We start from the raw sequence: 19,182 nt of genomic DNA, 5'->3' as shown, positions 1-19,182 counted from the left end.
AAGAAAATCAAAGATTTTCAGCAAAATAAATCTTACAATCTAAACCTTATAGATTTTTAAAACCTACAAGGTTTGAAATTACGTATTCATTACTATACTAAAAATTACTTCGTCGCTAAAGCTCCTCGCAATGACAGGTTAAGCTACGATTTCAATGATATTATTTTCAGGATCAAGGATTACACTTTCATAATATCCGTCTCCTGTGGTACGAGGTTCGCCGACCACTTTATATCCATCTTTTCTCAGTATTTCTGTAAGTTCATCTACTTTTTGTTTATTGTCTACAGAAAATGCAAGATGAATCATTCCATATTGCTGAGATTCATAAGAGTTTTCGCTTTCTTTGATATCCGGTCTGGTCATGATTTCAAGACGGCAGCCATTTTCAAAACTTAAAAAATAGGATTGAAAGTTTTTAACAGGATTATGGTATTTTTCATTGGAAACGGCTCCGAAATATTTCTGATAAAATGCTCTGGATTTTTCAAGATCTTTCACCCAAATCGCGATATGCTCTATTTTCATTTCTTTTTATTTTTTTGAAATTAATTTTTTGTTCAACCATTTTCTTACAGGAATATCGTAGAATTTCATAGAACAGTATGCTAAAATTACCGAAGCCAATACGGTTATCAATCCTAAAATCCAGGACAAAGGTTCTTCCAATGTATGTTTTCCATTTACAATCCAGGCCATATAAACATACACCAATGGAAAATGGGTGATGTATATCGGATATGAAATATCTCCTAAAAACTTGCAGAAACGGCTCGCTTCTGCATTCGTCACTTTTCCTCCAGCTCCCAGCAGAATAACAACCGGAAACATGATCATCAAAACGAAACATTCATAGAACGCATTTTGCCAATGTGCAGAAGTTCCTCCCAGACGTGGAAATGCAAATAAAATGACCAGTAAAATACTTGTTGAAAAAAAGGCATTTTTTGTAAATTTTAATGATACAGCTCTCGCTAAAAATATTCCCATCAAAAAAGGGAAAGCCAGCCTTGTAAAGCCTATTTTCAATTGTATTGCATCGTCTATAGACCAACCTCCGATGATATCACCATTTGGATTGGTAAATGCGTAATGAATGGTAAAACCAACAGAAATTAATACCAGAATTCCCAATACGATTTTGGAAACTTTTCTTAAAACCAAAGCATACACAATATTGGCAATATATTCAAAAAACAGCGACCATGATGGCCCGTTCAAAGGATGCATCTCATTCCAGCCTCTGATATCAAGACTTTTACCCACCGGAATAACCGTCATCCCTACCAACATAACCAATACTACTTTCCAAACCGGAGTCGTGGAAATTCCGCCCCACCCTAATCCTTCCGAATGTTGAAAATAGAATAAAACAGCTCCTGCCAAAGAGCCTATGATGATCATCGGCTGTAATCTCACAAGACGACGGATAAAAAAATCTTTCAGTGTCATGTTGTTCCATCGGTTATCATATGCGTAACTGATCACATATCCGGAAAGCATAAAGAAAAAATCTACTGCCAGATAGCCATGATTAATAATCTGCTTTGTATGATCTCCATTGGAAAAAGTTTCAAAAACATGGAAAAATACAACCATGATAGCAGCTACTCCACGAAGGCCGTCAAGAATTTCATAATGGGGTTTCGATTGAGAAACAGATAAGGTCTGATTCATATTTTAAATAAGATTTGATGCAAAAATAGAGGGTCTGTCATCAAAAAGTTTGTTCTATATTTTCCAATCATTGTCTTATATTTACATTATTATGATTTTTATTCTTTAAATGAAGCAAAATTTAAAATATTATCCAAAAGCCAGAACCCATACGTTTCATTTTGATCATGTTCATATCAAATGGAATCAGCAGGTTCCGTTACATCAGCAGGAAACCTGGGAATTGTCTTATATTATTACCGGAAGCGGTGTAAGAATTATTGGTGATATTGTGGAAAATTTTTCAAAGGGTGAAATCATTCTTATTCCTCCCAACATTCCACATTGCTGGTCTTTTGATGAATCTGTGCATGACAGTGAAGGTAACATTGAAAATATCACGATTGTTTTTGAAAACGATTTTTTAGAAAGCTGTAAAAATAGTTTCCCTGAACTGTTGAATAGTATTTCCGAACTTCAAAGTAATAAAAATGCGGTTTCTTTTAAAAATGAACTATTGGAAAAGCTTCAGACCTTAATGGCTTCTATGATTCATCAGAACAATATTGAGAGGCTTTCTTCTTTTATCAAACTATTAGAGCTAGTTTCTTACTGTAAAGAAATGCAGGTGGTTGGAAGACCCGTTTCTGAAAACAAAAAAGAAAAAAAGCTGCAGGAAATATATCTTTTTATCTTAAATAATTTTCAGCGGAACATTACCCTGGAAGAAATTTCAAGGTCTGTAGGAATGCAAAAATCATCCTTCTGTGTTTTTTTCAAAAAAATGACAGGAAAATCTTTTTTCACTTATCTGACAGAATTTAAAATAGAATCTTCGTGTCAAATGTTATTGAAGACAAAACTGTCAGTCGCTGAAATCTGTATTGCTTCAGGGTTTAGTGATATTCCTTACTACAACCGGGTTTTTAAGAAAATTAAAAACGTTCCTCCCACACAGTTCAGGAAGAATGCAGAACACTCCAGTGCATCCGGAATGCAATAGATAAAAAATGATAACCTACCGGATGGTCTGTTCACTATTTACATATTTGCTATCTTTGTCGCATTCAAAAAAATATTATGAGTATTCACATCAGTGCAAAAAAAGGAGAAATTGCTAAAGTAGTATTGCAGCCGGGGGATCCGCTTCGTGCACAGTATATTGCTGAAAATTATTTAGAAAATGCTAAACTGGTAAGCAAAACCAGAGGTATTTTTTATTATACAGGACTTTATAAGGGTAAAGAAATTACTGTAGGAGCAAGTGGAATGGGATTCCCGAGTATCGGAATTTATTCTTTTGAGCTGTTTACAGAATATGAAGTAGATACGATCATCAGAATCGGAACTTGTGGTGCTTACAATACAGATCTTAAACTTTTTGATATTTTAAATATTGACAAAGCAGCCAGCGAAAGCACTTATGCCAAATATGCATGGGGAATTGAAGACGAAATCCTTTCTCACCAGGGGAATATCTTTAATACCATCAATGAAACGGCTAAAGATTTATCTTTAAATGCTAAAGCCATTAATATCCACAGTAGTGATATTTTCTACAGAAAAGATCCTAACACTCCGGAAATTGCTACAAAATATAATTGTCCTGCAGTAGAAATGGAAGCTTTCGGCTTATTCGCCAATGCCCAACATTTAGGAAAAAATGCAGCAACTATTCTTACGGTAACGGATATTATCCCTACCCATGAAAAAATCTCTGCTGACGAAAGAGAAAAAGCGTTGAATCCGATGATGGAACTGGCTTTGGAATCGGCAATAAAGAGTTTGTAAGAAATAAATTAATTATAAAAAAGAGCTTTACTTTATCAGTAGAGCTCTTTTTTATAGTCTGAAAAAATTTCTGGCTGTTTCTGTAGTCTCTTCTGCTACTTCAGAAATGCTGATCTTCTTCAGATGGGCAATCGTTTGTGCTACATAAGGCAAGAAAGAAGGTTCATTTCGCCTGTTCTGTATTCTGGGCATATTCTTCGGAAGCATAAATGGCGCATCCGTTTCAATCATCATCCTGTCAAGAGGTGTATATTTTATAACGTCTTCAAGATGTTTAAATCTTTTTCCATCACTGATAGCTCCTGTAAATCCTAAATAAAATCCTTTATCCAGATAGATCTTCGCTTCATCCAATGTTCCTGTGAAACAATGTACAACGGCTTCAGGTAACTGTAAGAGGTAATCATCTGTGAGCTCATTAAATCTTTTAAATGCGGATCTTTCATGAAGAAAAAGGGGTTTATTCATTTCTATGGCGAGTTCCAGTTGTGCTTTATAGCATTTTTCCTGAACAGGTCTGGGAGAAAAATCCCGGTCAAAATCCAGTCCGCACTCACCTACTGAAATCACATGATCCTTTTTTAATAAATTCCTCAGTTCGGTGATGCTTTGTCCATTAAAAGATTTGGCATCGTGAGGGTGAATTCCTGCTGTTGAAAACAAGATTTCAGGATATTCTTCTGCAATTTCTGCAGATTCTTTGCTTCCACGTACGCTGGTTCCTGTGAGAATCATATGTTCAACACCATGATCTAATGCGCGGTTGATAATTTCTTCGTGTTCATTATGGAACTGTTTATTGGTCAGATTAATGCCAATATCAATATAAGTATTCATTTGTTTTTTAATCTTTATTAAATGTTAATTTCTAAATATAAAATGGAAACTCGCAGAATTCTGTTTGAAAACTTTTGTTCTGACTGATTCATAGCTTCTGTTTTTTGGCTGCAAAACTAGAAGCATGGTACGCAATGTTTTTACGCAGTAAAAAAGAAGTTAAAAAAAACGAAAAGGTGAAATAGTTTTAAGAGTAAAAACAACATAATCGGCGGGAGTTTTTATTTCCCACGGATTTCACAGATGGCGCAGATGTTTGTGGATAACTTATTCGTTGATAAATTTTTCGAGAAAACCGATCAGCTTTGTTCCTCCATGGCTCCAGCGGATTCCATGGCCTTCTTTTTCCCGAACTTCAAAAACCAGCTCATGTTTGTAATGGAAAAAAACATTCCACCAGGTCTTATTATCAAGGATGTCATTGATTTTTGCCATTACTTTTTCCTGTTTCTGTTGATTGTTTCCTTTTATTTCTCCCCAGAAATCATCATCCATTCTTCCAATATGCTTTTCCCAGGCTCTTTGTGCAATCGTAATTTCATTGTTGAATGGGTCTTTGCAGGCATTGATCAACATTGTTTTCAATGGGGGAATGGCATTTTCATCACGAATGCTTGCTGAAGTCAATCTTTGTCCTAAAATGCTGAGCCAATCCTCAATTGAAATAGTTTCCATAAGTTTGGCTTTTACCTCATCTGAATCATTATTATCAAGAATTTTCATCAACTTTTCAAAGCTTTCTTCTCTGTTGATCTTTATTTCTTCATTAAAATAGGGAAAATCCCAATCTAAGGTTCCTTTTTTAAATCTTTGAATATTTTTTTCCAGATCTTCCAGATGTTCTTTTGCTAAAAGAGCTTTGTATTGGTCTTTCCATGTTTCGGAAAACAGGCCAATATAGGGTTCGAACAGATTCATATTTTACTTCATTTTAATCAGATTAACAGGAAGACTTTCTTCTGTAATCAAATATCCGATCAGATTAAACCATTCTTTACAGTGATCCAGAATCCAGGCATCGGAGGAAATAACAATTGCTGAACTTTCTGCCAGGAATTTATCGGGATTGTATTGCAGATCTGCCTCCCAATTGAGATAATGTTCTTCGGCAAATTCCAGAATAATCTGTTTGATTCTTCCACTGTTGGAAACCGGCTTATCAAAGATCCATACCAATTGATGAATCTGATTTTTCCGGTAAAAAGAAGCCACTAATTCTACTGCTCTTAAGGTTTGATTCACTCTTTTATAAGTTCCATGAACTCCTGAAAGGTCACGGATGCAGCCATCCAATCCTTCAAAAATATAAGCTTCGGAAAGCAGACTTTCCAGTAAGATAAGAACATTAAATCCATCAAGATATACCGTTTTATCTTTTAAATCTAAAGTACCAACATGCTTTAATTGTCTGTTATGAAGCTGTTGAAAGGATGCTGATGCTCCCCGAAGAGCTTGTATCTGACGGGTTTTGAGCCTATATCTGTTGCCTACAAGATCAGAAGCGGCTTTTTCCGGATACTCTCTGCTTAACAGATACTGCATGTCTTCAACAGCTAGTCTCAGTTTAGAGATCTGTTTTTCTGAGCCAAATAAGGTATCATCACCTGTATTTTTTCCACGGTTTCTGTTATTCATACTCAAAAATAGAATTTTTGATGGATGTTAGAAACCACCCCGTCAAAAATTCTTTGAATTTTTGACACCCCTCCAAGGGAGGGGAATTTCACACCTTTGATTGTTAAATTTGTCAATGATATTATTCTTCTCATTCTAATCTGGGATCTGTTATGTTTTCTACAACAAAAGAGATATTTCGTACAACACATTGATATTTATTAGAAATAAGTTTGCAAAGACTTAAAAAATACCCTTATGAATACACTGAAAAAATTATGTTATCTGTCTGCTGCTATATTATTGTCAGCATCTTTTGTTTCATGCTCAAGTGATGACAATGAAATAAGCATTGAACAACAGACTCCCTCACAGGTATTGTCTTCTACTCCATGGGAAACTACAGGAGCCAAAGATAAAAATGGAAATAACGTAGCCCTTACCGATGCCAGCGTAGCCGGATATGTGGGTTTTGCTTATTTCAAAGCAGATGGAAAGTTTGCGATTTATAATCTTACTGACGTATTAAGATCTATGGGAACATGGTCTGTAGATGCACAGGGAAAAACAAGAACTATTGCCGCACTCAACCCGGATGGGACCACTATTTTCACACGTGATGTTGAAATTCTTGTTTTGAACAAAAATGAGTTCACCTACAGAATTCGCCCTAACTCCAATGATCTTTCTGTTTATTATGATATCATCCATACAAAAACCTCTCATGCTGAGCCAACCAATGGACAGCTTACTCTGGCTTCTACACCATGGGAAACTACCGGAGCTAAGGATAAAAATGGAAATAATGTTGCATTAAATGATGCCAGTGTAGCCGGATTTGTAGGATATTCTTACTTTAAGGCCAACGGAACTTTTAAAATTTTCGGTTTAAATGATGTCTTGAGATCTGAAGGGACATGGTCTATTTCTCCGGATGGGAAAAAGAGAACGCTTACTACTCCTAATTTTACCCGTGTTGTAGATATTTTGGTGCTGAATGAAACAACATTTACTTACAGAATTACACCTGACGCTGCAAATTCCTCTGTATTTTACGATATCATTCATACTAAGGTCAACCATAAAGAGCCTTTGTAGTGATTATTTTTTTGATAAAAATGATGAACCGGCCCAATAATGGGCCGGATTTTATTTTTCCAGTTCTATCGGATTATCATATGTAAGGTTCTGTTTTTGCTCTCTTTCCCTTTGCCGTACAATTTCCTGCCCTTTTAAAATTGTCGTACCATAGCTTGCCAGCACAGCAGCAGTATTTTCTCTGGCAGTCTTTAATGCCTGTTCCAGTTTTGGCTGTGTAGTTTCTATAGCTTCAGTATATCTTCTTTTATTGATCTTAACAGGTTTACCCTTTAGTTCAGCAGTGGGTACAGATTTTACAAGTTCAAAATCAAAATCTCCTGTTTCATCAGCTATTTTTATGATCAGTCCTGGCAATCCACCAAATTTATAGGGACCATAAGGAAACGGAATTTCAGTGGAATACCATGCTATCCAGATTCTTCCTCTATAGCTGAGTTCCGCTTTTTTGCACTGTAGTGTATTAATTATTTTTGATTCATTAATAAGTTTCCAGCCGTTCATAACGGGTTGCTTATAAGTAAGCAAAGACATTCCGGCTAACTGGAAATATTGTACATTTTCATTGGTCTGTAATATAGTAGAGAGAAATCTTGTTTTAGGTACCGATACCCCTGCAAGGCTAAGACTAATGCTTCCATCCGGATTCTTTGTTGTCTGCAAAGAATTTTCTATCACCGAATCTCTTTTAAGGGATTGAACACTCGTAAAAAATGCCCGGTTCTTACTTACCTGTAATGAGAAGAGCTCCTCGTGAATGTAATCTGTTTGTATATTTAACCTGGCTTTTAAGCGATATGTAAAATCTCCATGCAAAGTATCTTTTTCATAGGATTGAGCGTATGACAAAATACTGTAAAACAGAATTAATAATGTTATTAGTTTTTTATAGTAGTACATCAAGGGTTTTAATTATATATAGTTTTCCCACCATTTTTTCCATACTGCAGTTCCCAACTGATTCAGATCTACTTTTTCTCCCATCATCGGAAGGGTTATCGGAATATTATTTTCTTCTGCATGTTTTGAAGCCAATTCTAAAGGCTCATACCAGGTATGCTGTGCCAGTTTAAATTTAGAATTGTGTACCGGGATAAAGTTTTTGGCCTTCAGTTCTTTTATTTCTGTCATCAACTGATCTGGCAATGTATGAATATAAGGCCACTTTTCATTATACTGTCCATTTTCCATTACGGCTAAATCAAATGGTCCATATTTTTCTCCAATTTCTGTAAAATGACTTCCATAGCCGCTGTCACCACCCAAAAACAGATTTTTAGTTGGAGTTTTTAAAACAAAAGAAGCCCAGAGTGATATATTACGGTTCAGTAATCTTCCGGAAAAATGTCTTGCCGGAGTGAGTGTAACTCTGAAGCCTTCTGCAATATCTATACTTTCCCACCAGTTTTTTTCAATAATGGTATCAAAGTTCCATCCCCAGTATTCGAAATGTTGTCCAGTTCCCAGACCACAAATAACTTTACCGACCTTATCTTTTAATTCCTGAACAGTTTTATAATCAAGATGATCCCAATGGTCATGGGAAATAAGCAGAAAATCTATATCCGGCATATGTTCCGGTTTGTAATAATCTGCTCCCTGAAAAGCTTTTATAGAACCGGGCATTGGGGATGCATTGCCACTGAAAACAGGGTCTATCAGGAATTTCTTTCCATCAACCTGTATGAAATAGGAACTGTGCCCAAACCATACCAACACATTTTCATCCGGCCGAAGATTCTTAAGGTCAGTCACGACAAAAGGGAGAGCGGTTTTTGGTGATGCATTTTCTACTTTGCACAAGCTTTGAAGGAGCAATTTAGTCATGCTTTCTCCTTCTAACAGTGCCGGAGTTGTTAATATATTCTGAAATCGTCCGTTGAGATAATTGGGCAATGTACTGAAATATTCTTTTCTTTTTTCATCGGGAAACTGTCCGAGCTGTTTTTTTAAACTTTTCATTCATTTAATTTTAAATCCAGCCATAGTTTCTAGAGAAATACACTCTATTTTATTGACCGGCAAACCTTAATATAAAATAAATATAAGCATAAGATTTTGAGATGTAAAAATAAATTGAAAAGGATATGAAATTTAAATTCTTCATTAATCAATGAGAAATTCTTAAAAAAGCCATTTAACTAATACGAGCATGATTGTTCCTAATACTAAACAGAATAGGATCATTACCGCAAAAATCTTCCCAAATTCTGCCCAAAACTTTTTATGATCGAAAGTAAAATCAACAGGCTTAATATAATAGACATCATACACCAAAGGATTTATACGCAAATCTGGTCGAAAATACACAATTCCCTGGATGTATCTTCTTCGTAAAGCTCTCAAATTTCCAATATAAGTAGTGTAGCCTGCATCCATTCCATTAAAGTCAACTTCTGCTACCGAGCCATTGTCATTTACTTTCAATATATAAGTTTTGTGCCTTGGACTGATACTCACATCATATTCATCAGAAAAGGAATATTTTTTCAGGTTATTGTACAAAATTTTATCTATCGTTCCATCGGCTCTCTCATAGTGAACTCCTTTATCATCAACCTTTATTTTTCTGACTATTCTTTTTCTGATTCTCCGTTGGTAAAGAAAAAAACGATATAAACCGAAAGCAACTGCCGGATAGTATAGTATGGCTACAATAACCAATATGACCAGTTTATCACTCATCACAACAGGTAATCCTAATATGATCAGAAACGCTACCAACAATAAAAGTATCCCAAAAGTCCTGGTCAACAAGGTCATGAACCACCATGTTGTAGAAACTAATGGCAAAAAATCTTTTCTTACTTCCTCTTGCATCTGTTCAAGATACAAAAAAATTAAGTAAACTCTGGTATAGATGGAAACTGGAAGAGGGAGGCTGGGGGCAACTGTTAGTCTGATAATTTCTGGCAGTTATCGTAAAATCCATAAATTTTTCCATAAAAAAATGATAAAGTTGTGAAGAGTAGCTTTTGTTATGATCTCAATAACTTTCCTCCTCCTGCTTCCAGCTTCCAAACTACTTAATCAGATTAGATAATACAAAGAGCCACCGTAGTACACCGTGACTCTTTTTACTTAATTGAAAATAAGATATGATTATTGAAACTATGAAATGGTATAGGTTTTTTCTGTGCTTACATTATAAGTGTCAGAGATAACGTTATCTACAAATCTCCATTCTGCAACTGAACTTCCAGTGGTAAATTTCACATGCAGATATCCTCTTTTATAAAGATTGGCATAATCCAGATCATCAATCAGTAATGAAAATGCCTGTGCCAGTTCTATCGCTTTTGCAGGATCTGAAGTGAGCCCCAGATATCCTTCAAGACCAGGAGAAGAAATGGAACTGCAAGCAAGCTCTGTTCCTATGAATTTACCCTGTGCATCGTTCAGTTTTCCTAACCAAGCATTGTGAGTATCTCCTGCTAATACCACTACATTTTTTCCTGCAAGAAGGGAATAAAGCTGTTCTCTTTCCATGAAATATCCATCCCATGCGTCCAGATTGTATGGTAAAGTAGTTGTGATTCTTGCAATTTCCTGCGGAGTCAGCGTTGGATCCTGCTGCTGGTGTCTTGTTTTAAGAATAATCAGTTGTGTGATCGTATTTTGAAGTGCCTGCATGGTTGCCGGCTGTGCGCTTCCATGTTGTTTAATTTCTGCCAGAATTTGATTCAACAGCATCAGAAGTTCTGCAGGAACCATCATTTTAGTCATTAAAATCTGCTGTCCAAGCACTTTCCATTTTGCTATATCGCTATTGATCTGAGAGCCCAGCCATGCCATTTGCTCATTACCGATCAGTTTTCTGTTCGTACTTAAAAAATCTGTTTTAAACTGTATTTGATTAAAATTCCCAGTGTTATCAAGATAATCGGAATATTCCATTTGCTTATCTCTTGCAATCACCCTTGTATCCATCATATAAAGTGAAACGATATTCCCGAAGTTGAAACTTCTGTAAATTCTCATATCTTTCCCCGTTTTAAGAGGGATATATTCGCTATATGCCTGGAAAGCCGCCATTTTTCTTGCCTGAAAATCTCCTTCGTTAGGCTGATGATTTTCTGCCCCGGATTTATAGGTATCATTGGCAAATTCATGGTCATCCCAAACACAGATGAACGGTTTTTTCTGATGAAGAAGCTGAAGATTCTTATCTCCTCTGTACTGCTTGTATCTTTCTCTGTAATCGCTGAGGTTAAGAATTTCCTTCGCCGGCTGATGGGCTCTTCCCAACTGGTTGGTGTAAGGATTTGTTCCATATTCTCCCGGAGCATATTCATAAATATAGTCTCCAAGGTGTACGACAACATCAGCTTCAGATTTTGCAATTGCACCGTATACATTAAAAAGTCCGGCAGGAAAGTTGGAACAAGACACCACTGCCATTTTTACTTCACCTACAGCATCTGACTTTGAAGGTAAAGTAAGAGTCTCTCCTGTTACACTGACTTCTTTAGTTTTACCATTATAGAATCTATAGTAATATTTTGTGTTGGAAGAGATATTCTGAACATCTACCGCTATAGTAAAATCATTCACAACGGTGGCATTCGCCTGTCCTCTTCTTACCACTTCTGAAAAGTTACTGTTTTTACTGATTTCCCATGTAATCTCGGCATCCGTTCCTTTTGAATATCGGGTCCAGATAATAATTTCTGTTGCGCTGGGATCAAAACTCGCTACCCCGGATTCGAAACCTCCGTTTTGGAGATTATCGGGAGCATTTCCATTTTCAGTAAAATCATCACTGCAGCTTTCAATAAGAGGAGCAAGAAAAATTCCTCCGGCTGCCAATAGTGAATTTTTAAGAAACCTTCTTCTGTTGAATTGGGGGTTGTTTTCCATCATTACTTTTTTTGCAAAGCAACAGTATCTGGGGAAAAAGGTTGTTAACTGAATTTTAAATGTATTTTATGGTTTTTTAAACAAATGTTTAATGTTATACATAGGAAATTCAGCCTTTGCAAAATGTCTCTTTTTAAGAAAATAAAAATGAAAATTGTATAAATATTTTTAAAAAGTTGTGCGGCTTTTTATTACATTCACAATACTAATAATGATGATTAAACTACATGACTAAAAAAGTTATTTTTTCGATGCTCCTCTTAATGGCAGGATATTTTTTCTATAATCCGCTGATCATTTCATCGACTGATATAAAAGATCCTGAACCCATTAACTTTAAACCCGGCCAAATATTTAAATTAAAAGATATTCCGGAACTGAAAAGCTCTCAAAATATGGTTGTATATATAATATTAACTCCGGAAGACCGAAAAAATTTAAACTCATCAATCCCGAAATGGAAAGTTCTAAAGTCTGACAATACAGCTTTGATACATAGTCTGCTCAACTGTGATTTCAACTATAATAATGCAGATGTTTCAACAATACCAAGTAAAATATTTATCTATTCAAATAATACATTAGTCTTTGAAAGCGAAATTTCATTAGATCAAAATGATCTGGGACTTCAAAATAGATTAACCGGCTGGGCAACTCCAGTGGATAATAATCGCTTGCTTACTATTATAAGTCAGTTTGACAGGTATAGATTACCGGTTTTAATTCTTAAGTAAGTATTTGATAAATATGAAATTATTCGAATTACACAGAAAATATATTCTATACTAAAACACTATTTGTTTTGGTTTAATTCAAAATTGATTTTTCAATCTCTTTAATATAAATAGACGGAGTAGTTCCTGTCTTTTTCTTAAAAGCAATCGAAAATGCCTGAACATTATTATAACCTATTTCTTCAGCAATAGCAGGTAACTTATAAGAACGAAATTTTTTATCTTTTACAAGCTGATCTAAAGCATAATCAATACGCAAATCATTAAGATAAGTAGTGAAATTTTTATCTTTATGGTTATTAATGATTTCCGACAAATAAGCAGTATTGGTTTTTATATTTTTCGCAAGACTTGTTAATGTAATCCCGTTTTTCAAAAAAAGAAGTTTGTTTTCGAAATTGTCCAGATCCTTTAAAATAGATTGAGCAACATCTTCGGGAACCGTTTTAATTGTTTTGGTCTCACTTTCTACTTTTACCGGTTCGTATATTTCTACTGGTTTATCATTTTTATTTTGAGCTGCTTCAAGATTTCTTTTTTCAATCAAATGAATTAAGTCCTGAGCAATTTTTCGATGTTCTTTCTCAGCTTTCTTAGTTTTGTAATAAAAATAGGTAAGCAAGATTAATATTAATACTAAAATACTAACAGAAGCATACAAAAATGTTTTTTTATTTTTTAATTCATTTATTATAACTTCTTTTTCTTGTAAAAGATTGGGTGTATCATATTTCTGGTGCAACTCCGTTGATAAGTATCGAAATTGTTCATCAAGCTTTTTATCAACTTTTAGAAAACGGTCAATATAATAGAGTTGTTTTTCTTTATCACCGCTTTCCCTATAATAATCTATTAGAAAAGTATATACATCTCCTAGCTCTGGAAAAGTAATCTCCGTTTTTTTTACATTGGAATCTATCTGAGTAAAATATTTTATCGTCTCTTGTTTGTTATTTAATTCTTCATAACATTTTCCCAGACTATATAATACAAAATTTTGATTGTTATCATTAATACTTGAAAAATAAGTATACGCCTTTGTTAACTCAGCAATAGCAGCTTGATAATTTTTGGTTTTAAGATGCAGCTGTCCAGATAAATATAAATACTGATTCCTATTATATATATTCTTTTGTACAAAGGGAGAATTCAATCCTTCCTTAATGAAAAAACTGGCAGAATCAATTTTATTTATTTTAATATAGCAGTATGCAAGACTTACCCGCATCTGATCATGCTGATATTCATCTGTTATATCGTCGGAATTCAATAAATAATATCTAAATGTTTTTGCTGCTTCTTTATTTTTCCCCATATAACTATTTAAATAAGCAATATTCATATTGGCATAAGCTATTTGCTTCAAATTCTTTTGCTTTTTAGAATATTCTAAACCTAAAATATAGTTATCAAGGGCAGCTTTTAAATTGTCATATTTATAATATAAATTTCCTTTTATAATAAATGTTCTGGCTGGATATACATCTCCTTTCACATTTTTTGTAATTATAGCCAGACTATCAATATACTTTAAAGCCCCCTGGAAGTCCTCAGTTGAATGCATAAGATTATACCCTTCTGCAATTTCAAGGATATTTTTTTCTTTTTTTGCTTTTGCTAAGTAATATTGAGAAATAACTTTTGCTTCTAACTTTTTATTAGATTCATCATAAACATTAAATTTATTTTTTAACTCCTCATAATTCAATAATTTTAAACTATCAATTTTGTTTTGAGCAAAAAATAGACTACAAAAGAATGCAAATAAAAGCAGGAATATCTTTTTCATTAATTTTTCTATACCGTACAAAAATATTCATTTTTTCAAGAAAATGTATAATTTGTATTTTGATTTTAACTAATTGATCATTATTATTTTATTGACATTTTACAAACATATATTTATAAATCTATAGATATATTTTCAGTAGGTCAAAGAAATATTGCTTTCTTTGTACAATTAATTTTTATAAACCATAATAATAACAATCATGAAAAAAGAAAACAACGCGCAAAAGAAATTGTCTTTAAAAAAAGTACAGATTATGAAGATTAATGATTTAAAGAGAATCCATGGAGGATATGGAGGGAATGGTAATCAGGTATTTTTAGATGAAAATGGCGAAGTTGATCCAAACACACCCATTAAACATACAATCAAGCCTTAAATAAATATGAAAAACTTAATATTTGTCATTATTGCTATTTTATATGTACTTCCCATAAAGGCTCAAAAAAACAATTTAGCACCTTCAAAACCTGTTACAGAAAATTATTTTGGAACTAAAATAATAGATGAATATAGAAACCTTGAGGATCTTCAAAACGCTGGAACTATAAATTGGATGCAGTCTCAAACCAATTATACCAATTCTATATTAAATCAAATTCCCAAAAAAAACTATTATATTGAAAAAAGGTTGGAATTTGACAGAAGGCAGGGGTACTCTATATCGGATTTTGAAATTACCGATAATGACAAATATTTTTATTTAAAGAAAAATGGCGATGAAAAGATTGCCAAATTATATTATAAGGAAGGGTTTTTAGGCAAAGAAATATTGCTATATGATCCTGCTATGTATAAAGAGAATAACGGAAGTCATTCTTTCGTTATCAATTATATAAGCCCATGTTCGGATGGAAGTAAAATAGCTGTTTCCATGTCTGAAAAAGGAAAAGAATTATCAGAAATAATTATCCTGGATGTAAAAACGAAATATGTACATCCTGAGATTATTACCAACTCAGCACCCGCTACTTTCGATGGCATAAAATGGACAGATGATAATACAGGGTTTATCTATGTAGAGTTTTCTACAACTGACCCAACATCTCAAAACTTTTATAAAAATACAAAAACTGTATTCTATAAAATTGGAACTGATCCTAATAAATCGGTAGACGTTTTTTCTGCTAAAAATAATCCTGATTTACATATTACCGAAGATCAATTTCCAATCATTTTAGACTTTAGTACTGATGATCAATACTATATTGGTATGTTGGTTGATTTCCAGTCTTATAGAAAAACATTTATCATTCGTAAGCAGGATTTATTAGCAGGTAAAAAAAATTGGAAATTATTTTCCAATTCGGACGATAAAGCTAAAAGTTTAACTTTTCAAAAAGATAAAATATTTTTTATATCAGGCTACAATACTTCTCTCAATAAGCTTTGTAAAACCAACATTCTCAATCCTGACTTTAAGAATGGTGAAGTTTTGATTCCTGAAAAAAAAGACGAAATCATTAAAAGCTATAAAATTACAAAAGATGGTATTTATTATACCACTACAAAAAACGGAGTAGAAGCTAAGCTGTACTTATATAAAAACGGACAAAACCATTCTATTGATCTTCCCTATCCATCCGGAGACATTAATTTAAGAGGCAAAGGAGAAAATCATTCCGATATGTGGATAACTTGCTCCGGTTGGGCCAATGATGAGCAAAGATTTAAATATGACCTAAAGACCAATTCTTTCAAGCCAGAAAATCTTACCCCTATTACTAAATATCCCGAGTTTCAGGATATTATTGTTAATGAAATCATCGTAAAATCAAGAGATGGACAAGAAATCCCGGTATCCTTACTATATAATAAAAATATAAAAAAAGATGGTAAGAATATGACTCTTATTAACAGCTATGGTTCTTATGGCATTTCTAATAATCCCTATTTTTCACCCACTTATTTATTATGGGTTCAACAAGGTGGTGTAGTTGCAATAGCTCATGTAAGAGGAGGAGGAGAAAAAGGAGAAGAATGGCGTTTGGGAGGATATAAAGAAACTAAACCCAATACCTGGAGGGATTTGATAGATTGTACAGAATATCTGATAAAAGAAAAATACACCTCCCCGGAAAAAGTAGCGATTTGGGGCGCCAGTGCCGGAGGAATCACTGTAGGAAGAGCCATGACGGAGAGACCTGACCTCTTTAAAGTAGTTATTGCTGAAGTAGGAGTAATGAATCCGCTAAGAGATGAAATAACCCCTAATGGGCAGCCCAAAGAATTTGGAACGATTAACGATCCAAAAGAATTCAAAAGTTTGCTGGAAATGGATGCTTATCAGCATATTAAAAAAGGAGAAAAATATCCTGCTACGTTTATAACCGGAGGAATAAATGATCAGCGGGTTATAGTCTGGGAGCCAGTAAAATATGCTGCTAAACTAATGTTTAATGATACTTCTTCCAATCCTCAGTTATTAAAAATAGATTTTGAAGGAGGTCATGGAAATAATGTCGCAGTAGATCAAAGATATACTAATATTGATGATATATTTACTTTTGCATTTTGGCAATTAGGCCATCCCGACTACCAACCAAAAGAACAAATAAAAAAGTAGATGTCACGCTTCCCTTATCATTTTTTTAATGAGTATATAGTACGAACCCCTTTATTCTCACAAAAGAACTTTCAGGAACAACTTAGCCAAGATGAAATTTCAGATGGAAAATTAAAAGAAATTTTTAACAATCCTGTTTTTAGGGAGGCTATCTATCTTGCTTCATCTCATCTATATGAAGAATTTGATAAATGGCTGAGCTCAGAAAAACCACTCTCTTCCAAAGAATTTCATAAACTAAAAAATACCCTTATAAAATATTATAGCCGAATGAGTACCCGTTGTACTCCATTCGGCTTATTTTCTGGTATAGGGTTAGGAGAATTTTCTTTGGAAGCATCCAAATTTTCCGACAACACAACAGGATGCGAGCTACCAACTGATCAATTAGTACGGGATACCAGATTGGATATGCATTTTCTTGTTTCTCTTGCACAATATTTTACACAACTACCCATAGTAAAGAATAAGCTTTTATTTTTCCCTAATAACAGCATCTATAAAATAGGCCGTAGAATTCGATATATAGAATATCAATATACAGGAGGAAAAAGAGAATATATTATTTCCTCAGCTCCAATATCTGTAGAGTTACAGCAAATAATAAATTTTTCAAAACAAGGTAAAACCATTAGTGAGATTTCTCGTATTCTAATTAATGAAGAGATAACAGAAGATGATGCAAGAGAATTTATAGAAGAATTAATTGATAATCAGGTCCTGGTAAGTGAGCTGGAACCTAATGTGTCGGGAACTGATTTTTTAAATACTATTATCACTGTTCTAAACAGATTAGAAATAAAAAATGAAACTGATATTTTAGTTTCTTTAAAGGATAACCTGGAGAAACTGGATTTAAATATTGGTAATCCTACTATACTATACGATGAAATCAGAGATCTGATACAATCGTTCACAATGGAGTATGAACAAAAATATCTCTTTCAGACGGATCTCTATAATACCTCTCCTTTTTACTTATCCCAAAGTTGGAAAAAAGAATTAAAAACCGGAATAAGTTTTCTGAATAAAATCACTTTAACACAAAAGGAAAATCAATTTTCCAGATTTAAAAAAGCTTTTGTCGAAAAGTTTGACACTCAGGAAATGCCCCTACTCTATGTCTTAGATACTGAAATAGGTATTGGATATAAGCAAAATGTATCTTCAAAGGGTATCCATCCTTATATAGAAGATTTGGCACTTCCTACCCTGCAGGAAAAACAAAACAAAAAAATTGAGTTTACTCCAATCCAGATAATACTTAACGAAAAGTTACAGGAAGCTCTGTTAGATAACCAGTATAGTATAGAACTGGCCGATACGGATTTTGAAGATTTCCAGGAAAACTGGGATAATATGCCTGATACCACCTCTATCATGGCAGAAATCATTTCTGAAAATAATCAGGAAAAAATATTTTTAAATGCAAGTTCAGGAAGTAGTGCCGGCACGCTGTTAGGACGATTTTGTTCCGAAAAATCGGAAGTACAGAATCTCCTCAAAAATATTGCTAAAAAAGAAGAAGAACTCAGACCTGATGAGATCCTGGCCGAAATCATTCATTTACCAGAAGCAAGAATAGGAAATATAATAAGAAGACCTACTTTGAGAGCGTATGAAATTCCTTATTTAGCTCAATCTTTATTGCCTCAAGAAAATCAGATATCTACAGAGGATCTTTATATTTCTTTAAAAAATGATGAGATTATTTTACGTTCAAAAAAACTAAATAAGAGGGTTATACCTTATCTCACAAACGCCCATAATTATTATACCAATACATTACCTGTCTATCATTTCTTATCAGATTTACATACACAGAATATCAAACCCGGGCTTTATTTTAACTGGGGTGATTTAGAATATATTTATACATTTTTGCCAAGGGTAGAATATCATAATATCATTCTTTCAAAAGCACGGTGGAAGATTACAGAAAAAGATATTTTTTTGTTAGATCAATTAAAATTGAACAAAAAGGATTTTTTACAGGAACTAAGAAACTGGAGAAACAAAAGAAAAATTCCGGACTGGATTCAATGGTCTAAATTTGACAATACTTTAACCATGGCTCTTGAAAATTATGACATGGCAAAGCTTTTTATTGAAACTGTTAAAAGTCAAAAATCAATCGTTATAGAAGAATTTTTATACAATGAAAATGACCATTTCAGACGAGAGTTCATTTTTCCAGTGTATAAAGCCGTAGAAGAGAAAAATAAGTAAGATATTTA

At 33.7% G+C, this 19,182-nt stretch carries 17 protein-coding genes; 7 read left to right on the top strand and 10 right to left on the bottom strand.

Features of this window, described 5'->3' with window-relative positions:
• Positions 1-138 precede the first annotated feature (138 nt).
• A complete protein-coding gene (locus BUE84_RS03285) occupies positions 139-528 on the bottom strand; it encodes a VOC family protein (RefSeq protein WP_079240482.1) in 390 nt (129 codons plus the stop codon).
• Positions 529-534: 6 nt separating this feature from the next.
• Positions 535-1,677 carry an acyltransferase family protein gene (locus BUE84_RS03280; RefSeq protein WP_079240481.1) on the bottom strand — a complete coding sequence of 381 codons (1,143 nt, stop codon included), beginning with the start codon at positions 1,675-1,677 and terminating at the stop codon, positions 535-537.
• Positions 1,678-1,786: 109 nt separating this feature from the next.
• Here BUE84_RS03280 and BUE84_RS03275 point away from each other — a divergent pair, with 109 nt between their 5' ends.
• Both BUE84_RS03275 and deoD read left to right on the top strand, forming a co-directional pair.
• Positions 1,787-2,659: an AraC family transcriptional regulator gene (locus BUE84_RS03275; protein ID WP_079240480.1), complete on the top strand. Its 873-nt coding sequence runs from the start codon at positions 1,787-1,789 to the stop codon at positions 2,657-2,659.
• Between the two features lie 77 nt (positions 2,660-2,736).
• The gene (gene deoD / locus BUE84_RS03270) at positions 2,737-3,447 is read left to right on the top strand and encodes a purine-nucleoside phosphorylase (RefSeq protein ID WP_079240479.1); all 711 of its coding nucleotides are present in this window, start codon (positions 2,737-2,739) and stop codon (positions 3,445-3,447) included.
• A 51-nt stretch (positions 3,448-3,498) separates the two neighbouring features.
• Here deoD and BUE84_RS03265 read toward each other — a convergent pair whose 3' ends face one another.
• The 3 genes from BUE84_RS03265 to BUE84_RS03255 form a co-directional block, all read right to left on the bottom strand.
• Positions 3,499-4,284, bottom strand: coding sequence for a TatD family hydrolase (locus BUE84_RS03265; RefSeq protein WP_079240478.1), 786 nt, complete (start codon positions 4,282-4,284; stop codon positions 3,499-3,501).
• Positions 4,285-4,551: 267 nt separating this feature from the next.
• A complete protein-coding gene (locus BUE84_RS03260; protein ID WP_079240477.1) occupies positions 4,552-5,202 on the bottom strand; it encodes a hypothetical protein in 651 nt (216 codons plus the stop codon).
• 3 nt (positions 5,203-5,205) lie between these two features.
• Complete coding sequence (locus BUE84_RS03255) at positions 5,206-5,919, bottom strand: DUF434 domain-containing protein (RefSeq protein WP_167595379.1); 714 nt, start codon at positions 5,917-5,919, stop codon at positions 5,206-5,208.
• A 237-nt stretch (positions 5,920-6,156) separates the two neighbouring features.
• On the opposite strand from BUE84_RS03255, the gene BUE84_RS24750 reads away from it, so the two are divergent.
• Positions 6,157-6,996 carry a DUF4822 domain-containing protein gene (locus tag BUE84_RS24750; protein WP_079240475.1) on the top strand — a complete coding sequence of 280 codons (840 nt, stop codon included), beginning with the start codon at positions 6,157-6,159 and terminating at the stop codon, positions 6,994-6,996.
• Positions 6,997-7,047: 51 nt separating this feature from the next.
• On the opposite strand, the gene BUE84_RS03245 is transcribed toward BUE84_RS24750, so the two are convergent.
• The 4 genes from BUE84_RS03245 to BUE84_RS03230 all read right to left on the bottom strand — a co-directional run bounded on the left by BUE84_RS03245 (position 7,048) and on the right by BUE84_RS03230 (position 11,859).
• Positions 7,048-7,896 carry a GLPGLI family protein gene (locus BUE84_RS03245; protein ID WP_079240474.1) on the bottom strand — a complete coding sequence of 283 codons (849 nt, stop codon included), beginning with the start codon at positions 7,894-7,896 and terminating at the stop codon, positions 7,048-7,050.
• Between the two features lie 12 nt (positions 7,897-7,908).
• Complete coding sequence (locus BUE84_RS03240) at positions 7,909-8,958, bottom strand: MBL fold metallo-hydrolase (RefSeq protein WP_079240473.1); 1,050 nt, start codon at positions 8,956-8,958, stop codon at positions 7,909-7,911.
• A gap of 162 nt (positions 8,959-9,120) precedes the next feature.
• Complete coding sequence (locus BUE84_RS03235) at positions 9,121-9,816, bottom strand: hypothetical protein (RefSeq protein ID WP_079240472.1); 696 nt, start codon at positions 9,814-9,816, stop codon at positions 9,121-9,123.
• A 291-nt stretch (positions 9,817-10,107) separates the two neighbouring features.
• Complete coding sequence (locus BUE84_RS03230; RefSeq protein ID WP_079240471.1) at positions 10,108-11,859, bottom strand: alkaline phosphatase D family protein; 1,752 nt, start codon at positions 11,857-11,859, stop codon at positions 10,108-10,110.
• A gap of 224 nt (positions 11,860-12,083) precedes the next feature.
• Here BUE84_RS03230 and BUE84_RS03225 point away from each other — a divergent pair, with 224 nt between their 5' ends.
• A complete protein-coding gene (locus BUE84_RS03225) occupies positions 12,084-12,590 on the top strand; it encodes a hypothetical protein (protein ID WP_145953202.1) in 507 nt (168 codons plus the stop codon).
• Between the two features lie 73 nt (positions 12,591-12,663).
• Here the strand turns inward: BUE84_RS03225 and BUE84_RS03220 are convergent, their stop codons facing one another.
• Positions 12,664-14,379, bottom strand: coding sequence for a helix-turn-helix domain-containing protein (locus BUE84_RS03220; protein WP_079240469.1), 1,716 nt, complete (start codon positions 14,377-14,379; stop codon positions 12,664-12,666).
• Between the two features lie 202 nt (positions 14,380-14,581).
• Between BUE84_RS03220 and BUE84_RS24340 the strand changes: the two genes are divergently transcribed.
• Genes BUE84_RS24340 through BUE84_RS03210 form a run of 3 tightly spaced genes read left to right on the top strand, consistent with a single transcriptional unit; the run spans position 14,582 to position 19,174 of the window.
• Complete coding sequence (locus tag BUE84_RS24340; protein ID WP_158521341.1) at positions 14,582-14,758, top strand: hypothetical protein; 177 nt, start codon at positions 14,582-14,584, stop codon at positions 14,756-14,758.
• A gap of 6 nt (positions 14,759-14,764) precedes the next feature.
• Complete coding sequence (locus BUE84_RS03215; RefSeq protein ID WP_079240468.1) at positions 14,765-16,945, top strand: prolyl oligopeptidase family serine peptidase; 2,181 nt, start codon at positions 14,765-14,767, stop codon at positions 16,943-16,945.
• Positions 16,946-19,174 carry a lantibiotic dehydratase family protein gene (locus tag BUE84_RS03210; protein ID WP_079240467.1) on the top strand — a complete coding sequence of 743 codons (2,229 nt, stop codon included), beginning with the start codon at positions 16,946-16,948 and terminating at the stop codon, positions 19,172-19,174.
• Positions 19,175-19,182 lie beyond the last annotated feature (8 nt).

Source organism: Chryseobacterium indologenes (genome assembly GCF_002025665.1).
Classification (GTDB): domain Bacteria; phylum Bacteroidota; class Bacteroidia; order Flavobacteriales; family Weeksellaceae; genus Chryseobacterium; species Chryseobacterium metallicongregator.
The sequence above is the reverse complement of the archived record's forward strand: the minus strand, read 5'-3'. Positions and strand labels throughout refer to the sequence as shown.